Source organism: Pseudomonas sp. PS01298, assembly GCF_029959745.1.
GTDB classification, from domain to species: Bacteria; Pseudomonadota; Gammaproteobacteria; order Pseudomonadales; family Pseudomonadaceae; genus Aquipseudomonas; species Aquipseudomonas aylmerensis.
Window position 1 is genome coordinate 16,300 of sequence record NZ_JASCPP010000078.1, and the last position, 17,912, is coordinate 34,211.

Genomic DNA, 17,912 nt, shown 5'->3' on the forward strand with positions numbered 1-17,912 from the left:
TGTGTATCGCCGCCGGTTCCGTACACAGTGCGATACATTGCTAGAAGGCCACCTTCACGCCCAACGTGCCTTGGCGCCCGTTGAACAGGTTGCTGTCGAGGTTGCGGTCATAGCCGACTTCGCCATACAGGTTCACGCCGTTGGCCACCTCCAGCGTGGCGCCGGCACTCAGGTCGAGGGTGGTGGACTTCTGCTCGGTGTCGATATCCGTGACGTCATTGAAGGTGACGGTGTCAGTCCCGGCGCGTGAGTGCCAGACATTTGCGCGCACATAGGGCTGCAGTGGCAGGCCGCTGACCGTGTACTGGCCGCGCAGCCGCACGCCCAGGCGCATGGTAATGCGGGTGTCAGCATCGTACGAAACATCGGCGATGCCGTCGTTTTGCTTGTCCAGCCAGGTCTTGCCGACGATCACCTGGGCCTGGGGCTCGACCACCCAGTTGTTGACCAGCGCGAACGGCCAGCCCACTTCGGCGGATGCGCTTACGTTGTGGCCCTGGGTGTCCATTTTCACCCCGCGATCCGACGCGTTGTTGCCGTCGAAGCGGGTGCCCATCAGGACCAGGTCGAGGTAAGCCTGGTTGGCGCCGATCAGCGTCCAATAGACCCCCAGGCTGTCACCGCGCAAGGTGGTCTTGCCCGCGTCGCGGTCTTCCCAGCCGCCATTGAAGCCTTTGACGTTGCCCCTGAGGGTGCTGTGGCCGACAAAAAAACCGGCGCGCTGGGTCTGGCCGCTGTCGCCGCTGCTGGCGTAGACGTCGCTGCCGACCTGGAAGGCCGTGACCGAACTGTCCAGCGTTGGGCTGACGGTCCCGGCGGAATGCTGGCGACTGCTGCTGCCGTACACCCGTCCCCAACCCGCCGGGAACGTACCGACCGGTTGTGGCTGGTCCTGGTCCCCCATGCGCTGGTGATAGGTGCCCAGCATGCCCCGCACGATCTGGTCGGCCGCCGGAAACAGCGCAGCATAGATCGGCACTTCCTGGCGGTAGATCGGGATCGGCGTCAGCCCGGGGTTGGATGGCAGTGGCGGCTCACCGGGGCCCGGCACGGGCACGAGCACGGGATCGGCCGGCGTCACGGGGACGGTGGAGCGCAAGTAGTAGTTTTCTGCCGTGCCGGCCGATACGCCGCCCTTGAACAGGCGATAGTCGAACGCCCCGGCGGACAACGGCCCTGCGAGGCTGAACGCGGTGCCGCTGCCGCTGGCGCCGTTGATGGCCTGGACGACCTGGATGCCGTCCTGCAGCGTAGCGCCGCCGGCCCCACCCAGGTTGCTGACGCTGATCGCGGTAGTGCCGCCGAGGGTGCCCTGGCTGACCACCAGTTTATCGCTGGGGGAACCGTCAGCGCCGAGCACGCTTTGCAGCGCGAGCCCGCCGCCGTTGCCGTTGTAGTTGCCATTCACGGTCAGCGTGTCGCTGGCGATGGCGCTGCCGCTGGTCATGTCGATCAGGCCACGGTTGTTCACGGTCACCAGCTGGCCAGCGGTGAACGCACTGATAACCCCGGTATTGACCAGCAGCGTGCTGCTGCCGTTGACCGACATCGTGCCGGTGCCGGTGTCGGCATCGCCCAGCACGAAAGTGCCGCCCAGTGTGAAGCGGGCATTGTTGTCCAGTATCACCTGTTCCCAGTTGGCATAGCGCCCGGGCGTGCTGGCCTGGGTATTGTCGAACGTCAGCGTGTCGGTGCCCGTGCCACCATCGATCAACGCGGTGGATGACAGTTGGGTTTCAGTCAGGTTTTGCAGGAGGGCGGTGTCGTTATCGTTGCCCATCAGGATGGGTCCGCGGATTTGCCCGCCGCCGATCCAACTGAACAGGTCATTGCCGGCACTGGCCAGGATCTGCCCGTTGATGGTGCCGCCGGTCACCGTGATGATATCCGCGCCGCCACTGGTGCTGATGTTGCCGCCGATCAAGCTGGTGCCCGAGACCAGGATGGTGTCTTGGCCAAAGGCGGTCACCAGGTTGCCGATGATCGTGCCGCCGCGCATATCGAAAATGTTGTTATCGAGCTTCATGTCCACCCGGCCGATGGTGCCGCCGCTCATCAGTGCCTGGTCGCCGTCCTCGAACGCGCCGGTGATCGTGCCACCGCTCATGAAGAACTGATCGCGCCCGTCGCCCTGGGCCAATGAGGCAATGGTGCCGCCGCTCATGGAGAAACTGTCGATGCCTTCACCCTGGATGATCGCGCCGGCCAGGCCGCCGGTGACCTGCGCCACATCATTGCCCGAGCCTTGGGTCACCGAGCCGGTGATGCTGCCCAGGTTGAGGCGGAAGATATTGCTGCCGTCGCCTTGGTTCAAGTTGCCGTCGATCCCGGCGCTCGGGCCTTCCACATCCACCAGGTCATTGCCGGCGCCATAGGTCACCGCCCCGGTGATACGGCCGGTGGCAGTGAGATTCAGGGTGTTGTTGCCGCCAGTGTCGGTGAAGCCCGGCGCGGTGCCGCTGTCACAGGCGGAGGTGTCGTCGCCGGCGGTGTTATTGATGACGCAGGCTCCGTAAGAGCTCAGTGGCGTCGCTGCCAGGGCGACCAGGTACAGCCAGGCAAAGGTCCGTGTGCGCATGATCCGTCCTCGATTGAGGGGATAATTGCCCCGGCACCTGCAACGGCAGGCGCGGGCCAGACCATGACAACGAAATGCACGATACAGATCAGGAAATACCGGTCACCTGTTCGAAAACACCGGCCAATGCAACAGGTTGGCATGGCTTTCTCGACTGCGCTTCAAGCGGCACAGTCCTGTTGCAGCATAGCCGTGTATGGACAGGGCGCCACTGTTAGAAATAACAGGTGTAGACGAGTCAGACGGATGGCGGCAGCACGATCTCGTAGGGTTCGCGCATTCGCTCCAACAACACCTGGGCGAGGATCGGCGCCAGGCCGATCTGTGGGTCGCCGGCCAATTGGCTGGCATACGCGTGGGCGGCGTGGAGTTTGCGCGCCACGCTCCACGTATCCAGGCGTACCTTGCGCGCGCGCTGCCAGGGGATCACCGCTCCTTCGCGGGCGGGCCAGTGCCAGGCCCAGATCGGCACTTCATACAGGTGCGCGCCTACCAGGCTGCAAGCCTTGGCGCTGGCACGGCCGACGGCGTCATGGTCGTCATTGCCGTCGTTGCGCCAGGTAGAAAACACCACGTCACCGGGGTGCAGGTAGCGGGCGATGAACTGGCTCAATTGCGGTTCGCGGGCGGCGAGGGCGTTATCGCAAAAGCCACCGCGAATCCACTTGAGGCTGTGCAGCGGCATGCCCAGGCGGCGCAGTGCTTCGGCGCTTTCCTGGGGCCTGACCACGCTCAGGCGGCTGGCCGGCCACACATTCGAGCCGGGGTGGCTTGCGCTGCCGTCGGTGATGGAGATCAGTTGCAGCGGGTGTTCCAGGGTGCTGAGCAGTTGCAGCAAGCCGCCACAGGCCAGCACTTCATCGCCGGGATGGGGGGCGATGATAACCACGCGTGCGCCAGGAGGCACCAGTGAATGAGGGGCGATCGGCGGGATTTGCGCCAGCTGCGGTGCGCTGTTCCAGATTTGGGCGGGGCCACGGCGGCCGTCGCCTAATGAGGCAAGCTTCATGGGTGACAGATCCTTGTCAATTGATGCTGGGTCGTGCTCCGTTGACGGGACGACGCTCTTTTTACCCACCACAGGCTCCGTCGTGGTGGTTGCATGGCAATCCAATCCTGGATTGCCAGCAAGGCGTCCTCAGCATAGCCAAGGTTTGGTCGCTTTTACATTCAGCAATGGCGTTTTTTTCAAGAGGCCAGCATCAGGCTCTTCAAATAATCGCCAAAGCCGCCCTGGGCCCGCGCTTCCAGGCGTGCACTGGTGATCACCTGCGGCGAGTGGCTCCAGGCGATCGAGGCGCCGCAGCGCTCCAGGTTGCGCACCAGTTGCACATCTTCATGACACGCCAGCGGTTCGAAACCGCCGGCCCGCACATAGGCCCCAGCGCTGATGCCCAGGTTGGCGCCGTGGATATGCCGGTGGCCGTCGCGGGCCTGGTAGGCCAGGTTGTAGCGGATCTGCGCGGCAGGGTCGAACCCTTCGCTCCAGGCGTCCACCGTGACCGTGCCGCACACGGCGTCGGCACCCAGGGCCAACTGTGCGACCAGCCAATCCGGGGCCACGCGGCTGTCGGCGTCGGTGCACGAGATCCAGCGCGCACCCTGGTTGAGCAGATGCCGCGCGCCCACCCCACGTACGTGGCCGACGTTGCGTGCCTGCACTTCCAGACGCTGCACCTGGAAGGCTTCGGCAATCGCGGCGCTGCTATCGGTGCAACTGTCGAGCACCACCAGCACTTGCACCGCTTCGCCTGCCAGGCCTGGATGGCTGGCCGCGATCAGCGCCGCGTCCAGGCACTCGCCGAGCAATGCTTCTTCATTGTGTACCGGGATCAGGATACCGATCATCGCAGGCCCTCCAGCGTGGCGACTGAGGTCGCGTCGCGGCTCCACAGGTCGAGGAGAAAGTCGTGTTCGTGATGCCGGGCAACCAGCGGCATCGCCAGCCGTTCGTGCAGCAATGCATGCACCTGCTCGGCGGTCTGCGGGCAGCCGTCGATGGGCGGGCGCCAATGGCAGGCGAGCACTTGCCCGTTGGGGGCGAGGCTGGTGAGGGCGCGGTCGATCAGGGCGCCGAGGTCATCGGCGTCGAGGTAGTAGCACAGCTCGCTGAGCACGATGAGTTCGAACTGGCCCTGCGGCCATTGCTCGGGCAGGCGGCTCTGTTGCACCTGGGCATGGGCAAAACCCAGCAGGCGACCACGGGCCAGGGCCACGGCGGCCGAAGCGGTGTCGCAACACAACAGGCGATCGCAGCGCGGTGCCAGTTCGGCGCTGAGTTCACCGTTGGCGCAACCGGGCTCGAAGATCGAGGCATACCGTGGGCGCGTCAGCATCGCCAGGGTCAGCGCGCGCTTGCGGCGCTCATACCAGCGTTGGCGAAAAGCCCAGGGGTCATCGTTATCAGCGAACAGTTGATCGAAATACGGCGTGGCCACGCTCATACAAACACCACTTCAAAAGGTTGCAACAGCCGCTCGACCACGTACGGCGCCAGTACCGGCGGCAAGCCGATCTGCGGATCGCCTTCCAACTGGCTGGCGAATGCATGGATGGCGTGGCGCTTGCGGGCCACGGCTTCGCAGGTCAGCGGAATCTTGTGGGCGCGGTGCCACGGCACTTGGCTGTCTTCGGGAGACGCCCAGTGCCAGGTCCAGACTGGCAGCTCATACAGCGTGGCGCCTACGGCCTGCGCCGCCTGCGCGCTCGCGCGGCCAACGGCTTCATGGTCGCAATGGCCGTCTTCGCGCCAGGTGGTGAACACCACGTCGGTCGGCTTGAGGTAGCGTTGGATAAACGCAGTCAACTCGTCTTCGCGTGCTGCCACCTGGCTGTCGCTGAAGCCGGCGCGCAGCCATTTCAGACTGTGCAGCGGTAACCCCAGGCGGTGCAGGGCCTGCGCCGATTCCTGCGGGCGCACCACGCTCAAGCGTTCTACCGGCCAGCGCCGGGATCCAGGGTGACTGGCGCTGCCATCGGTAACGGAAATCAGCTGCATGGGCCGGCCCAGCGCCGCCAGGCCTTGCAGCAGGCCGCCACAGCCGAGCACTTCATCATCCGGGTGCGGAGCAATGATCACGGCGCGATGCCCTTCGGGCACCAGCTCTTCGACACTGATGTGCGGCAGCTCCGCCATCAGGCTCGAGGCCTGCCAATGTTGCAGCGGCGTGCCCTGGCCGACGATCGGGTTGGGTCTCATAACTGCCACCTCCCTGTGGGTTCGCCGGCAACCAATTCGCCCAGGCCCGCCAAGTCGCGCTCGGCATGGCTCTGGCGCACATACACCGGCAGGTCCGTCATCAATTGGGCAAAGTGCGGGTCCTTGCAGTAAGGCCCCGCGCCCACGGCGCGGCCGACATGGCGCATGACCTGCTCGACAGCCTCCTCGATACACGCGCGGGTCTGCTGGGCCAGTTGCTGGGCGTCAGCCTTGGGGTCGCGGTCGATCTGTTCGGCGCTGGCGCGCAGTACGCAGGCGGCCCCGTTCAAGGCACTGTCGACGGCGCCGAGGTGGGCGAGGGCATGCGGTTCCGGACGTTTGCTGCAGTGTTCGCGCAGGGCCTCGGCCAGGCGTTGCGCGGCGCCGTACCAGCACGCGGCGATGCCCACGCCGCCCTGCCAGAAACCCGGACGGGCGAGGTAATCGCCGGGACCACCCACGGCGATCCCGAGGGCCCCGTCAAACAGCACCTCGACACTGCCGGTGGCCGCCATGCCCACGGCATTCCAGCCTTCGTTGGTGACGGTGATGCCCGGTTGATCCATCTGCACCGCCACCAACTGCTGACGGCCCTGTTCATCCCAGGCCGTCAACAAGCCATGGCTGACCACTGCCGCGCCTGAGCACCAGGCTTTGCGCCCGTCCAGGCGCAAGCGATGCCCGTCCTGGCGCACCTGGACCCTGGCGGTCGGCGGTTCGGCCGCCCACATGCCCCATGTGCTGCCCAAGGGCGGCAGTGGGCTGTCGAGTTCGGCAATGATCGCCAATGCATCGGTATGACCTTCGAACAACTTGCACAAGCGCAGGTCGTGGCCTGCCACCTGCGCCAGGCGACTGAATCGCGCCAGGGTCTCGCCGCTGCCAGGCAGCGGCAGTTGGTCGAGGCCTTCTTCCTGAAGTGCCTTCAGCGCCTTGCCCAGGTCTTGCGTGTCCGCGTAGCCCTGGAAGCTCTGAAGGAATCCATGCAGTGCCATGTCACACCTCTTCGTCACGCTGCAGTTCGAACAGTAGCAGCGAGCGGCCGGTCACCGCGTACTCGTGATCAAAATCAAACCGCTCCTGGCCGCGTACCGCCGGCTGGTTGGTGTCGAGCATGCAGGTCCAGAACTCACCTTCAGGCACCGACGGCAGGCGGAAATTGACCATGTCGTGATGCGCGTTCACCACCAGCAACAAGGTGGCGTCGGCACCGGCACGTCGAATCCCGGTTTCCTGCGCGCGACCATCCATCAGCATGCCGAGGCAGCGGCCATGGCTATCTTCCCACTGTTCGGTGGTCATCTCGTTGCCATCCGGCGACAGCCAGGTCACATCCTTGACGCCGATGTCTTCGTTATAGTCGCCCACCAGGAAGCGGCCACGACGCAGGATCGGATAGGCCAGGCGCAGCTTGATCAGGCGTTTGACAAACTTGAGCAGCGCCTTGCCGTCATCGTCCAGCTCCCAGTTGACCCAGCCGATCTCGCTGTCCTGGCAGTAGGCGTTGTTGTTGCCGTGCTGGGTGCGGGCGAACTCATCACCGGCGACGATCATCGGCGTGCCCTGGGCCAGCAGCAACGTGGCGAAGAAGTTGCGCATCTGGCGCAGGCGCAGCGCGTTGATTTCCGGGTCTTCGGTCGGGCCTTCGACGCCGTGGTTCCACGACAGGTTGTTGTTGCTGCCGTCCTGGTTGTTCTCGTCGTTGGCTTCGTTGTGCTTGTCGTTGTACGACACCAGGTCATGCAGGGTGAAACCGTCATGCGCGGTGATGAAGTTCACCGAGCTGTAGGGGCGGCGACCCCGGTGGTTGAACATCTCGCCTGAAGCGGTCATGCGCCCGGCGAAGTCCGCCAACTGGCCGTCATCGCCTTTCCAGAAGGCACGTACGGTGTCGCGGAAACGGTCGTTCCATTCGACCCAGCCCGGCGGGAAGTTGCCCACCTGATAACCGCCGGGGCCGCAGTCCCAGGGTTCGGCGATCATTTTCAACTGGCGCAGTACCGGGTCCTGGCGGCACGCCACGAGGAAGCTGTGGCGCTCGTCAAACCCGTCGCGGTAGCGGCCGAGGATGGTCGCCAGGTCGAAACGGAAACCGTCGACGTGCATCTCGGTGGCCCAGTAGCGCAGGGAGTCGGTGACCATCTGCAGCACGCACGGGTGGCTCAGGTCGAGGGTGTTGCCGGTGCCGGAGTCGTTGATATAGAAGCGCTTGTCATCGGGCATCAGCCGGTAGTAAGAGGCGTTGTCGATGCCACGCATGGACAGGGTAGGGCCGCGCTCGTTGCCTTCGGCGGTGTGGTTGTAGACCACGTCGAGGATCACTTCCAGCTTCTGCTCGTGCAGGTGCGCGACCATCTCCTTGAACTCGGCGATCTTGCCGCTGGCCAGGTAGCGCGGGTCGGGGGCGAAAAACGCGATGCTGTTGTAGCCCCAATAGTTGGTCATGCCTTTTTCCAGCAGGTGCTGGTCGTTGACAAAAGCGTGTACCGGCAGCAGTTCGACCGATGAGATGCCCAACTGGCGGATGTGCTTGAGCACGTCATCTTCCATCAGGCCGGCGCAGGTGCCGCGCACCGATTCGCCGACCGAAGGGTGGCGCATGCTGATGCCGCGCAAATGGGTTTCGTAGATGATCGTGCGGTCCCACGGCACCCGTACTGGCTGGTCGTTGCCCCAGGTGTGCGCCGGGTCGATGACCTTGCACTTGGGCACGAAAGGCGCGCTGTCGCGTTCGTCGAAGCTGAGGTCGTCGTCCGGGTGGCCGATGGTGTAGCCGAACAGTGCCTCGGACCATTTGAGTTCGCCCACCAGCTGTTTGGCATAGGGGTCGATCAGCAATTTGTGGTGGTTGAAGCGATGACCGTTGGCCGGGTCATAAGCACCGTACACGCGGTAGCCGTAAATCAGCCCTGGGTGGGCGTCGGGCAAGTAACCGTGGAAGATTTCGTCGGTGTATTCGGGCAGTTCGATGCGTTCCAGCTCAACTTCGCCGGCGTCGTCGAACAGGCACAGCTCCACTTTGGTGGCGTTGGCCGAGAACAGCGCAAAGTTGACGCCCAGTCCATCCCAGGTGGCGCCGAGGGGGAAGGGCAAACCTTCACGAATCCGCGACGGCTCGTTGCCCGGCGTCGAAGGGGTTTTATGGGGTTTGCTCATGGTGTTGCTCCTGCAAGGGTCTTTTTTCGGGCCGAACGCGGCCGTGCTGACGAATATTCAGCTGACAATCGGGGTGGAAAAATCACCGCTTGCCGGCAGGGCCGGCAAGCGGTGCGGGGTCAAGGCTTGGGCTTTTTCGGCGCCGCTGGCTTCTTCGCCGCCGGGGCTGCCGGCTTGCTCGCGGCCGGTGGCGCAGGCTTGGCCTTGGCCGGCGGTTTGGGCGCGGTCTTGGGTTTGGCCGAGGCCTTGGGCTTGCTCGGCGTCAGGGCTTCGGCTTCGGCAAGCTTGCGCGCCATCTCCCAATGACGTGCGTCCTCCCCATGGGGTTTGCCTTCAGATTCCCAGATCTGATGCGCCAGCTCGCGTATGCGTTTGTCTTCAGTACTCATCACAATGCTCCTCACAGAAAATTTTCAGCTTTCTTGATCATCAGGATTGATAAAGACATTGACCGGGAAATCCCCCAGGGCAGCGCTGATCAACAGCTCCTTGTCTGGTGTGACTGCGCCTGTATGAAAAAGTCCCTTCCAGTTTTGAGTTGGCGCGGCGAACGGTAATTTCACCCGTGTATCGCCCCAAACCTGCGCATTGATCTGGGGATGCACACCGTTTTCAAGCAGGTCAAACGGCCAGCGCGGCACCACCACCAACAGATGGCGGCCCTGGTGTTCGCGGTGGAACGCGACCACCCGCCCGGCGTGTTGGCCGAGCACTTCCAGCGGTGTATAGCTGCCTGCGCGGAACAGTCCGGGATCGGCCTTGCGCAAGGCCAGCGCCTGGGCAATCACGGCCTGCTTGATGCGCCCGTCTCGCCAGTTGAACAGCAGTTCGCCGGGGTCCGGTGGGGTGTCCAGCGCGCGTTGCCGTGCGTTGAAATCCACCGGGCGACGGTTGTCCGGGTCCACCAGGCTGAAGTCCCAGAACTCGTCGCCCTGGTACAAATCCGGCACACCCGGCACGGTGATGCGAAGCAAGGATTGCGCCAGGCCATTCACCGCGCCGGCGGGGGCGATCACCTGGGCTGCGTTGCCGATTGCCGTGCGCAACGGACGGCCTTCCTCGCTCAGCAGCAGGCGTGACAGGAAAGCTTCGACGCCCTGTTCATAGGCTTCGTTGGGCGCGCTCCAGGCGCTCTGCAGCTTGGCCTCGCGCAGGGCTTTTTGTTGCCATTGCCACAGGCGCTGATGGTAATCCTCGAAGTCATCGGCCTGGTCCAGCGGCCAACTGCCGAGCAGCACTTGGTAAAGAATCAACTCGTCGCCGGCGGACGGCGCACTGGCGTCAGTGCGCAGCGGCGCGGCGAGCCTGCGCCACTGCTCGACCTGCTCGACGTACCACGCTGCGCACTCGCTGAGTACCGCCAGGCGCGCACGGGTGTCTTCGCCGCGCTTGTGGTCGTGGGTCGCCGTGGCCAACAGGTTATCGGGGAAGGTCTGCAGGCGTTGCTGGTTGACCGCATGGAACTCGGCCAGCGGCGCGCTGAACTGCTCGGTGCTGAAACCCACGTCATTGCGCGACAGCAGCACGCCCGAGCGATAGAACGCAGTGTCTTCCACGGCCTTGGCGGCCGCCGGCGACGTCAGTTGCTGGAAGCGCACGCAGGCATGCTTGAGCATCTTGCGCTCGCGGCCCACCGGGCGATGGCGCCAAGGCTGGCCGCCGAGCCATTTTTCCAGGTGTTCGAGCACCGGCCAGTCGCCTTCGCCGAGGGTGCTGCGGGCACCGTCCATGGCGTGCTGGAAGACTTTGTCGTCAGCCGCGCTGCGGCCCAGCGCGCTGATGTAGGTGCGGTACACCGGGAAGTGCACGATCAGCTCCTGCAAGGCACGGCGAATTGCACCGAGGGTCAGGTCGCGGGTCATCACATCGTCGCGCGCGACTTGCAGCAAGGCCCGCGCCACGCTTTCGAAATCGCCGCCGAGGGAGCCATTGAGGATCTGCTGACGTGCCAGCCGCGCCTCTTCGATAAACGCCGAGGGCCGTTCGCTGTGCTGCGTCCACAACGCGGCCAGCGGCGCAAAGCCCTCCGGGTGGTGTTGCAGCAGCGACAGCTGGTTCATGAATTCGTAGCCGGTGGTGCCGTCCACGCGCCAGTCTTCACGCAGGGTTTCGCCTTCGCCGAGAATCTTTTCGACAAAGATCGGCAGGTGCCGCTCCGGCGACAGCGAATCCACGCGCCGGCGCAGCTTGCGGCAATAGCCGCGAGGATCGGCGAGGCCGTCGATGTGGTCGATGCGCAAACCGTCCACCAGGCCTTCACTGATCAGCTCGAAGATCTTGCCGTGGGTGGCTTCGAACACGGCGCTGCGCTCGACGCGCAGGCCGCCGAGTTCGTTGACGTCGAAGAAGCGCCGCCAGTTGATGTCGTCCGCCGCGGTGCGCCAGCTGGCCAGGCGATAGGTCTGTTGCTCGAGCAACTGGTGCAGGCGCTTGAAGCCTTCAGGCTGGCGCCCGTCGAACTCGGCCAGCCGACTTTCGATGGCGGGCATCACCTCGGTAGCGCGCTCGGCCAGCGCCTGCTTGAGCCAGGCGGCTTCGGCGTAGGCGTCGTCCTGATAGGCGAGGGCGCTGAAGCGGTCGGCCAGCGGCTTGAGCAATGGGTCGTTGCCGAGGATCAACGCGTAGTCGCGTGGGCAGATCGGAAAGCGGTGTTGGTAATGCTCGACGTAGAACGCGCCATGGGCTGCATCGAAATGCAGGGTCAGGGTGCCGGTCTGCAAGGCTTCGCCGTAGTCGCTGCCGAGGAACGGCATCAACAATTGGCCCTTGAGCAGCGGGTCGGGGGAGTGCCATTGGATGTCGAAGAACTCGCTGTAGGGGCTCAGGCGCCCCCATTCCAGCAGGTCCAGCCACCAGGGGTTGTCGGCGCCGCCCACGGCCATGTGGTTGGAGACGATATCGAGGATCAGCCCCATACCGTGCTCACGCAAGGCCGCGACCAGACGGCGCAGCGCCGCTTCACCGCCAAGCTCGGGGTTGACGCTGGTCGGGTCGACCACGTCATAGCCATGCATGGAACCGGCACGCGCGCTGAGCAGCGGCGAGGCATACAGGTGGCTGATGCCCAGTTGGGCGAAATACGGCACCAGCGGCACCGCGTCATCGAGGGTGAAACCTTTATGGAATTGCAGGCGCTGGGTAGCGCGCAGGGGCAGTGCTTTCATCGGTCACGCTCATAGGCTTGGTTGCGCGCGACGGCCAGCAGTTCGAGGCGGCGGGCGGCGCCTGCATTGTCGAGCAGGCTGGAAGCCTCGCCCGCCAGGCGGCGGCGCCAATTGGGATGGGTATCGGTGGTGCCGGGCAGGTTGGCTTGTTCTTCAATGCCCAGCGCGTCCTCGAGCGGCAGCAGCACCAGCGGCGCACGGGTGTGGCCAAGGTAGCGCACGCTGGCGTCGATCATGTGGTCGGTTTCATTGCGAATTTCTTCGACGAAATTCTGCGGGTCCTGGCTCAAGGCCTGGCGCAGTGCCTGGCGTTCGCGCAGGCGGTGTTCGCTCCATTGCTCCACGGTGGGCGCATCGATGAGGCCAAGCTGGATATTCCAGTCGATATCGCGGCTGTGCCACCAGCCGTTGAGGGTCGGCAGGTCATGGGTGCTGGTGGTGGCCAGGGCGTTGTCCGGCCAGTCGAGGATCGGGTTGAACTGGCCATCGTGGCCTTGTTCGAACAACAGCACGCGCATGCCCAGGATCGAGCGGCCGCTGAGTTTTTCGCGCAGGCCGTCGGGCACGGTGCCGAGGTCTTCGCCGAGGACGATAGCCTTGTGGCGGTGGGACTCCAGGGCCAGCAGCCGCAACAGGTCATCCACCGGGTAATACAGGTAGGCGCCTTCACGCGGCGAGGCATCCATGGGAATCACCCACAGGCGCTGCAGGCCCATCACATGGTCGATGCGCAAGCCACCGGCGTGGGCGAAGTTGGCGCGCAGCATTTCGATGAATGCACGAAAACCGTTGCGCTTGAGCCCTTCGGGGGAGAACGCGGAAATCCCCCAGCCTTGCCCGGAGCGGTTGAGAATATCCGGCGGCGCGCCCACGGTCAGGTCGGCCAGCAGTTCATCCTGGCGGCTCCAGGCCTGGCTGCCGCCGCCATCAGCGCCGACCGCCAGGTCGGCAATCAGGCCGATGCCCATGCCACTGCCTCGGGCGGCTTGCTGGGCACGCTCCAGGCAGCGCGCGATCAGCCATTGGGCGAAGGCGTAGTAGCCGATTTCCTCGCGGTTGGCTTCAGCGAACTGTACCAGTGCCGGGCTTTGCGGATTGCGCCATTCCTGCGGCCAGTGACGCCAGTCGAGATCCTCGCCGGCGGCGGCACGCTGTGCCTGCACGGCCTCAAAGCGGCAGTGGTTCTCCAGTGCTTCGCCACCGGCCTGGCGGAAGCTGAGGAAGTCGGCCTGTTGCGGGTGCTGGCCGTGGCGGAAATCTTCATACAGCGCGCGCAGCAGGCGTTGCTTGGCGTTGGCGGCGGCGGGCCAGTCGATCAGCGTGTGTTGCTCCAGCGTGTGCAATTCATCTTCCAGGCCAAGGGCCTCGATGGTGCTGCGCACTTCGCGTTCGCCGAGGATGCAGGCCGGAGAGGCATACAAGCTGTTGAGGAACAGGCGACTGGAGGGCGAGTACGGGCTGTAGCGGCCGGTGTCGGCACTGAACATCGCGTGCATCGGGCTGATCGCCAGAGCGTCCGCGCCACGTTCTGCAGCGGAGCGCGCCAGGTGCTCCAGGGCCAGGGTGTCGCCGAAACCACCATCCCCCAGGCGGCGCAGTGCGTACAGCTGGGCACTCAGGCCCCAGGCGCGCGCGGGCTGGGTGTCCACCGCTTCGGCCACGCTGTAGCAGTGCGTGGGCGCGACGGCCAGGGTAAAGCTCTGGTCGTTGATATGCACCTGGTGATACCCCAGGGCAATCACGCCAGGCAGAACCGCGTCGCCGTCGAGGCGCAGCTCCAGGCTTTCGCCGCCTTCGAGGTTGACCCGGCACAGGGTATCGGGCTCGAAGTAACGTGCCAGGTCGAGGCCTTCGCCGGTGTCGATGGTCATCAAGGGGGGCAGGTGTTTGTCGTGTTGCACCTGCTCCAGTTCAAGCAGGCTGGCGTCGATCTCGGCATCGGTGTCGGCCGGGTGGCCCAGGCCTTTGAGAACGGCGCGCAGGGCGTCGGGTTTCACTCGTTGCGGACGGCCGTTTGCGTCGATCCAATCGACGGCCAGGCCCGCGCGGCTGGCGAGGATTTCCAGGTTCGCTTCGCTCAAGGGTGCTCTCCAACAGGGGATAGGGTCACGCGTGCGCTGTACGGCGGCAGTTGTGCGCCGTGCTCGGCAGGCGTTTGAAACAGAGCGTGGGCGGCCGCCGGGTGGTCCACGGCGGTGGTGCTCAGGTTCAGGTCGATCTGCAACAGGCTGCTGTTGCCCAGGCGCCAGCGCGCACTGACGGCGCCGTCGGCCAATACCTGCGCACCCAAGGCCACGGTGCCGGGCAGGTGCGGCACGATATGCGTGTGGCGCAGGTTCAACAGGTGCCGGTAGAGCTCGGCGTGGGGGTGATCGGCCAGCGCCGGGGAGGATTGCTTGAAAGTGGCCAGGGCGTTCGGGTCCGGGATGCGGTCACGACGCTCCGGGTCCTGGAAGGCGGCAAAGTCGGCAAATTCGCCGCGCCGGCCCTCACGCACCGCTTCGGCCAGTTCGCCGTGGTGATCGGTGAAAAACAGGAACGGCTCGCTGGCATTCACTTCATCGCCCATGAACATCAGCGGGATCATCGGTGACAGCAGCAGCAGGGCGGTCGCCGCCTTGAGCGCCTGGGGCGGGCACAACTGGTGCAGGCGCTCGCCCATCGCGCGGTTGCCGATCTGGTCGTGGTTCTGCAAAAAGGCTACAAAGGCGGTGGGCGGCAGATCGCCGCTGGGTTCGCCGCGCTCATGGCCGTGGCGGGTGGTGTGGCCCTGGTAGACAAAACCCTCGCCCAGGCAACGCGCCAGTTGGGCGGTAGGTTCCTTGGCAAAGTCGCTGTAGTACGCGTCGGTTTCGCCGGTCAGCAGTACGTGCAACACGTTATGAAAGTCATCATTCCATTGCGCGTCGAAATCCTGCTTGAGCAGGCTGGCCTGGTTGAGTTCGTTCTCCAGCACCAGCCACACATGCCGACCGGTGTCGACCTGCTGGCGCACCCGCTGCGCGAGCTCCTGCAGGAAGCCTGGGTTGTCGATGGCGTGCACGGCGTCCAGGCGCAGACCGTCGAAGCGGTATTCCAGCAACCACATCAGCGCGTTGTCGAGGAAGAAATTGCGCACTTCACGGCGGTCGAAATCGATACCGGCGCCCCACGGCGTGTGCACGTCTTCCTGAAAGAAGCCGGCCGCGTACTGGCCCAGGTAATTGCCATCGGGACCGAAGTGGTTGTAGACGACATCCAGGATCACCGCGAGGCCATGCTCGTGGGCGCAATCGACCAAGTGCTTGAGCTGTTCGGGAGTGCCGTAGGAGGACTGGGGCGCATACGGCAGCACGCCGTCATAACCCCAGTTGCGTTCGCCGGGAAATTGCGCCAATGGCATCAACTCAATGGCGGTGACGCCCAGCTCGGCCAGGCGTGGCAGGTGTTTTTCGACCTCGGCGTAGCCCCCCATCGCACCCACGTGCAGCTCGTAGATCACCGCTTCGTGCCAGGGGCGGCCTTGCCAGTGGCTGTGACGCCACGGGTAGGCGAGTGGGTCGACGACTACGCTCCAACCGTGCACGTCCGCAGCCTGGGCCCTGGACGCGGGGTCGGGTACATCCATTTCTCCATCGATGTTGAAGCGGTAGCGGGTGCCGGCGGGGCACTTCACTTCTGTCTCGAACCATCCCTCTGCCTGCGGCAGCATGGCGATGGATTTACCGTCTTCCAATTCAACGCTGACATAAAACGCGTCTGGCGCCCACAAGGCAAAACGCGTGTGTTGCGCGTCCAGCATGATTGCGCCGTGGGGCCAGGTTTCCAAAGTCCGTAACGGCATCTATGAAGACCTCCCTTGATTATTTAGTCGATTTCCCCAAGGCCTTGGCCACCAGTTGTTCATACAGTTCGGCGTAGGGTTCTACCGCCTGGCACCAGTTGAAGGGCTGGGTCATGGCGCGGCTGCGCATGGCATTGAGCAGGCCCTTGTTGGCGAACACGCGGAACGCGCGGCTCAGCGCCTCTTCGTAGCTTTCTACCGTGGATTCATTGAACAGGAACCCGGTGACGCCATTCTCGATGGTGTCCGCCAGCCCGCCGGTGTTGCGTGCCACCGGCAGCGAGCCGAAGCGCTGGGCGTACATCTGGCTCAGGCCGCAGGGTTCGTAGCGTGAAGGCATCAGCAGGAAGTCGCTGCCGGCGAACATGCGGCGGGCGTCGGTTTCGTTGAAGCCGATACGCACCCCGACCTGCCCAGGGAAGCGCAGCGCCAATTCACGCATGGCTTGCTCTTCTTCGGGCTCGCCGCGACCGATGATCGCGATCTGGCCGCCGTTTTCGACGATAAAGCTCGACACGGCCTCGGTCAGGTCCAGGCCTTTCTGGTAGACCAGGCGCGAGACCACGGCGAACAGCGGGCCGGTGGAGTCATGCAGGCCGAACAATTCGCGCACGTGGCCGGCGTTGATCGCCTTGCCTTCCCAGTCGCCAATGTTGAAGTTGTGGGTCAGGTGCGTGTCGGTGGAGGTTTCCCAACTTTCATCAATGCCGTTGGGAATGCCGCTGAGCAGGCCTTGCTGGGTCTTGGCGGCAAGGAAACCGTCGAGGCCGCAGCCGAATTCCGGGGTGGTGATTTCCTGGGCGTACGTCGCGCTCACGGTGGTGATATGGCTCGAGTAGGCCATGCCGGCCTTGAGGAACGACATCTTGCCGTAGAACTCCATGCCTTCCTGCTGCAGCGCGTGGGGCGGAATGCCCAGCTCCGGCGTCGAGGCCAGGCTGACCACACCTTGGTAGGCCAGGTTATGGATGGTGAACAGGGTCGGGGTGCGTGACCCACGCCAGTGCATATAGGCCGGGGCCAGGCCAGCGGGCCAGTCATGGGCGTGCACCAGGTCCGGGCACCAGTGGATCTGTGCGAGGTTGGCGGCCATGTCGGCGGCGGCCAGGCCCAGGCGGGCGAAGCGAATATGGTTGTCGGGCCAGTCTCGGCCGTTATTGGCGCCGTAGGGCGTGCCTTCGCGCTCATAAAGCTCAGGGCAGATCAGTACATAGATAACCAGGCCGTCCTTGAGGTCCATGCGCCCGATCTTGCACGGCGGCAGTGCGGCATGGCCGCCCAGTTCACCAATGATATGGATCGGGTTATCACTCTCCATCACCTGCGGGTAGCCGGGGATCAGCACGCGCACATCGTGCAGGTGCGCCATGGCACGGGGCAGGGCGGCAGACACGTCGCCCAGGCCGCCGGTCTTGACCAGGTCGGCGAATTCGGAGGTGACGAACAGGACTTTCTTGCGATTGGGATTATGACTCGGGACCGGCCGCACCGTGTTGAGGTCGACTAAAGCTGTCGACCCGCCAACTGGCTGACTAACACGCTCTCCTTGAATACTTGCAGCGGCACTGATCATAGTTCTCTCCACGTGTTGGTCGGCTAGTGGCCCGCTGCCACTAGCTCCGTTGACCGCATCCTGCGGCCAGGCGCACAAGCGCAATGACAAACTGGCAAGGCGTATGCCAGTTGCACGGTTAGCTCAAAAAGAATGGATAGACGGCATCTGGTGTGAACCGCTTGTGCGCGCCTTACCCTAAACCTGACCTATGGCAGAGTTGGAAAGTTTCGATTTTTTCGCGGGGTTTTTGTTTTGAAACGGACCCATCGGTCATCAGTCTAGGACAGATCCTAGAGCCTGTAGGGTTTGTGGGGGATTTTTGTAGGACAAAATACTTGTAACGATATGCAAAGCTGGGAAAACGGGGGCGGGGTGGTGGGCGGGGTAGGCGGAGGTAGGGTTGCAGGGGGTATGACGGGGAAGTGCTCCGATGTGGT

The 17,912-nt window shown here is 64.3% G+C and carries 12 protein-coding genes; all 12 read right to left on the reverse strand.

Annotation, left to right across the window (positions count from 1 at the left end):
- Nucleotides 1–40: 40 nt before the first annotated feature.
- The 12 genes from QMX97_RS22855 to glgA all read right to left on the reverse strand — a co-directional run bounded on the left by QMX97_RS22855 (nucleotide 41) and on the right by glgA (nucleotide 17,493).
- The gene (locus QMX97_RS22855; protein WP_282397667.1) at nucleotides 41–2,578 is read right to left on the reverse strand and encodes an autotransporter outer membrane beta-barrel domain-containing protein; all 2,538 of its coding nucleotides are present in this window, start codon (nucleotides 2,576–2,578) and stop codon (nucleotides 41–43) included.
- A 238-nt stretch (nucleotides 2,579–2,816) separates the two neighbouring features.
- The gene (locus QMX97_RS22860) at nucleotides 2,817–3,587 is read right to left on the reverse strand and encodes a PIG-L deacetylase family protein (RefSeq protein WP_282397668.1); all 771 of its coding nucleotides are present in this window, start codon (nucleotides 3,585–3,587) and stop codon (nucleotides 2,817–2,819) included.
- A gap of 179 nt (nucleotides 3,588–3,766) precedes the next feature.
- Nucleotides 3,767–4,426 carry a glycosyltransferase gene (locus QMX97_RS22865; protein WP_282397669.1) on the reverse strand — a complete coding sequence of 220 codons (660 nt, stop codon included), beginning with the start codon at nucleotides 4,424–4,426 and terminating at the stop codon, nucleotides 3,767–3,769.
- Complete coding sequence (locus tag QMX97_RS22870; protein ID WP_065908114.1) at nucleotides 4,423–5,022, reverse strand: SAM-dependent methyltransferase; 600 nt, start codon at nucleotides 5,020–5,022, stop codon at nucleotides 4,423–4,425. Before QMX97_RS22870 ends, QMX97_RS22865 begins: the two co-directional genes overlap by 4 nt.
- Nucleotides 5,019–5,777, reverse strand: coding sequence for a PIG-L family deacetylase (locus QMX97_RS22875; RefSeq protein ID WP_065908115.1), 759 nt, complete (start codon nucleotides 5,775–5,777; stop codon nucleotides 5,019–5,021). The genes QMX97_RS22870 and QMX97_RS22875 overlap by 4 nt, the downstream gene beginning before the upstream one ends.
- Nucleotides 5,774–6,772 carry an acyl-CoA dehydrogenase family protein gene (locus QMX97_RS22880; protein ID WP_065908117.1) on the reverse strand — a complete coding sequence of 333 codons (999 nt, stop codon included), beginning with the start codon at nucleotides 6,770–6,772 and terminating at the stop codon, nucleotides 5,774–5,776. Before QMX97_RS22880 ends, QMX97_RS22875 begins: the two co-directional genes overlap by 4 nt.
- Nucleotide 6,773: 1 nt before the next feature.
- Nucleotides 6,774–8,933 carry a glycogen debranching protein GlgX gene (glgX, locus tag QMX97_RS22885; protein WP_065908119.1) on the reverse strand — a complete coding sequence of 720 codons (2,160 nt, stop codon included), beginning with the start codon at nucleotides 8,931–8,933 and terminating at the stop codon, nucleotides 6,774–6,776.
- A gap of 119 nt (nucleotides 8,934–9,052) precedes the next feature.
- Complete coding sequence (locus QMX97_RS22890) at nucleotides 9,053–9,322, reverse strand: DUF2934 domain-containing protein (protein ID WP_065908120.1); 270 nt, start codon at nucleotides 9,320–9,322, stop codon at nucleotides 9,053–9,055.
- A gap of 24 nt (nucleotides 9,323–9,346) precedes the next feature.
- Nucleotides 9,347–12,097, reverse strand: a complete 2,751-nt coding sequence (locus QMX97_RS22895; RefSeq protein ID WP_282397670.1) for a malto-oligosyltrehalose synthase — start codon at nucleotides 12,095–12,097, stop codon at nucleotides 9,347–9,349.
- Entirely contained in the window at nucleotides 12,094–14,178 is a 2,085-nt protein-coding gene (gene malQ, locus QMX97_RS22900; RefSeq protein WP_201144782.1) for a 4-alpha-glucanotransferase, read from the reverse strand. The genes QMX97_RS22895 and malQ overlap by 4 nt, the downstream gene beginning before the upstream one ends.
- Nucleotides 14,175–15,920: a malto-oligosyltrehalose trehalohydrolase gene (treZ, locus tag QMX97_RS22905; protein ID WP_282397671.1), complete on the reverse strand. Its 1,746-nt coding sequence runs from the start codon at nucleotides 15,918–15,920 to the stop codon at nucleotides 14,175–14,177. Before treZ ends, malQ begins: the two co-directional genes overlap by 4 nt.
- Nucleotides 15,921–15,939: 19 nt before the next feature.
- The gene (gene glgA / locus QMX97_RS22910) at nucleotides 15,940–17,493 is read right to left on the reverse strand and encodes a glycogen synthase GlgA (protein WP_065908128.1); all 1,554 of its coding nucleotides are present in this window, start codon (nucleotides 17,491–17,493) and stop codon (nucleotides 15,940–15,942) included.
- Between the last annotated feature and the right edge of the window lie 419 nt (nucleotides 17,494–17,912).

Excerpts from the sequence above, each read along its gene's own strand:
- QMX97_RS22855 (WP_282397667.1), bottom strand. The coding sequence starts at position 2,578 with ATGCGCACACGGACCTTTGCCTGGCTGTACCTGGTCGCCCTGGCAGCG.
- QMX97_RS22860 (WP_282397668.1), bottom strand. The coding sequence starts at position 3,587 with ATGAAGCTTGCCTCATTAGGCGACGGCCGCCGTGGCCCCGCCCAAATC.
- QMX97_RS22865 (WP_282397669.1), bottom strand. The coding sequence starts at position 4,426 with ATGATCGGTATCCTGATCCCGGTACACAATGAAGAAGCATTGCTCGGC.
- QMX97_RS22870 (WP_065908114.1), bottom strand. The coding sequence starts at position 5,022 with ATGAGCGTGGCCACGCCGTATTTCGATCAACTGTTCGCTGATAACGAT.
- QMX97_RS22875 (WP_065908115.1), bottom strand. The coding sequence starts at position 5,777 with ATGAGACCCAACCCGATCGTCGGCCAGGGCACGCCGCTGCAACATTGG.
- QMX97_RS22880 (WP_065908117.1), bottom strand. The coding sequence starts at position 6,772 with ATGGCACTGCATGGATTCCTTCAGAGCTTCCAGGGCTACGCGGACACG.
- glgX (WP_065908119.1), bottom strand. The coding sequence starts at position 8,933 with ATGAGCAAACCCCATAAAACCCCTTCGACGCCGGGCAACGAGCCGTCG.
- QMX97_RS22890 (WP_065908120.1), bottom strand. The coding sequence starts at position 9,322 with ATGAGTACTGAAGACAAACGCATACGCGAGCTGGCGCATCAGATCTGG.
- QMX97_RS22895 (WP_282397670.1), bottom strand. The coding sequence starts at position 12,097 with ATGAAAGCACTGCCCCTGCGCGCTACCCAGCGCCTGCAATTCCATAAA.
- treZ (WP_282397671.1), bottom strand. The coding sequence starts at position 15,920 with ATGCCGTTACGGACTTTGGAAACCTGGCCCCACGGCGCAATCATGCTG.
- glgA (WP_065908128.1), bottom strand. The coding sequence starts at position 17,493 with ATGATCAGTGCCGCTGCAAGTATTCAAGGAGAGCGTGTTAGTCAGCCA.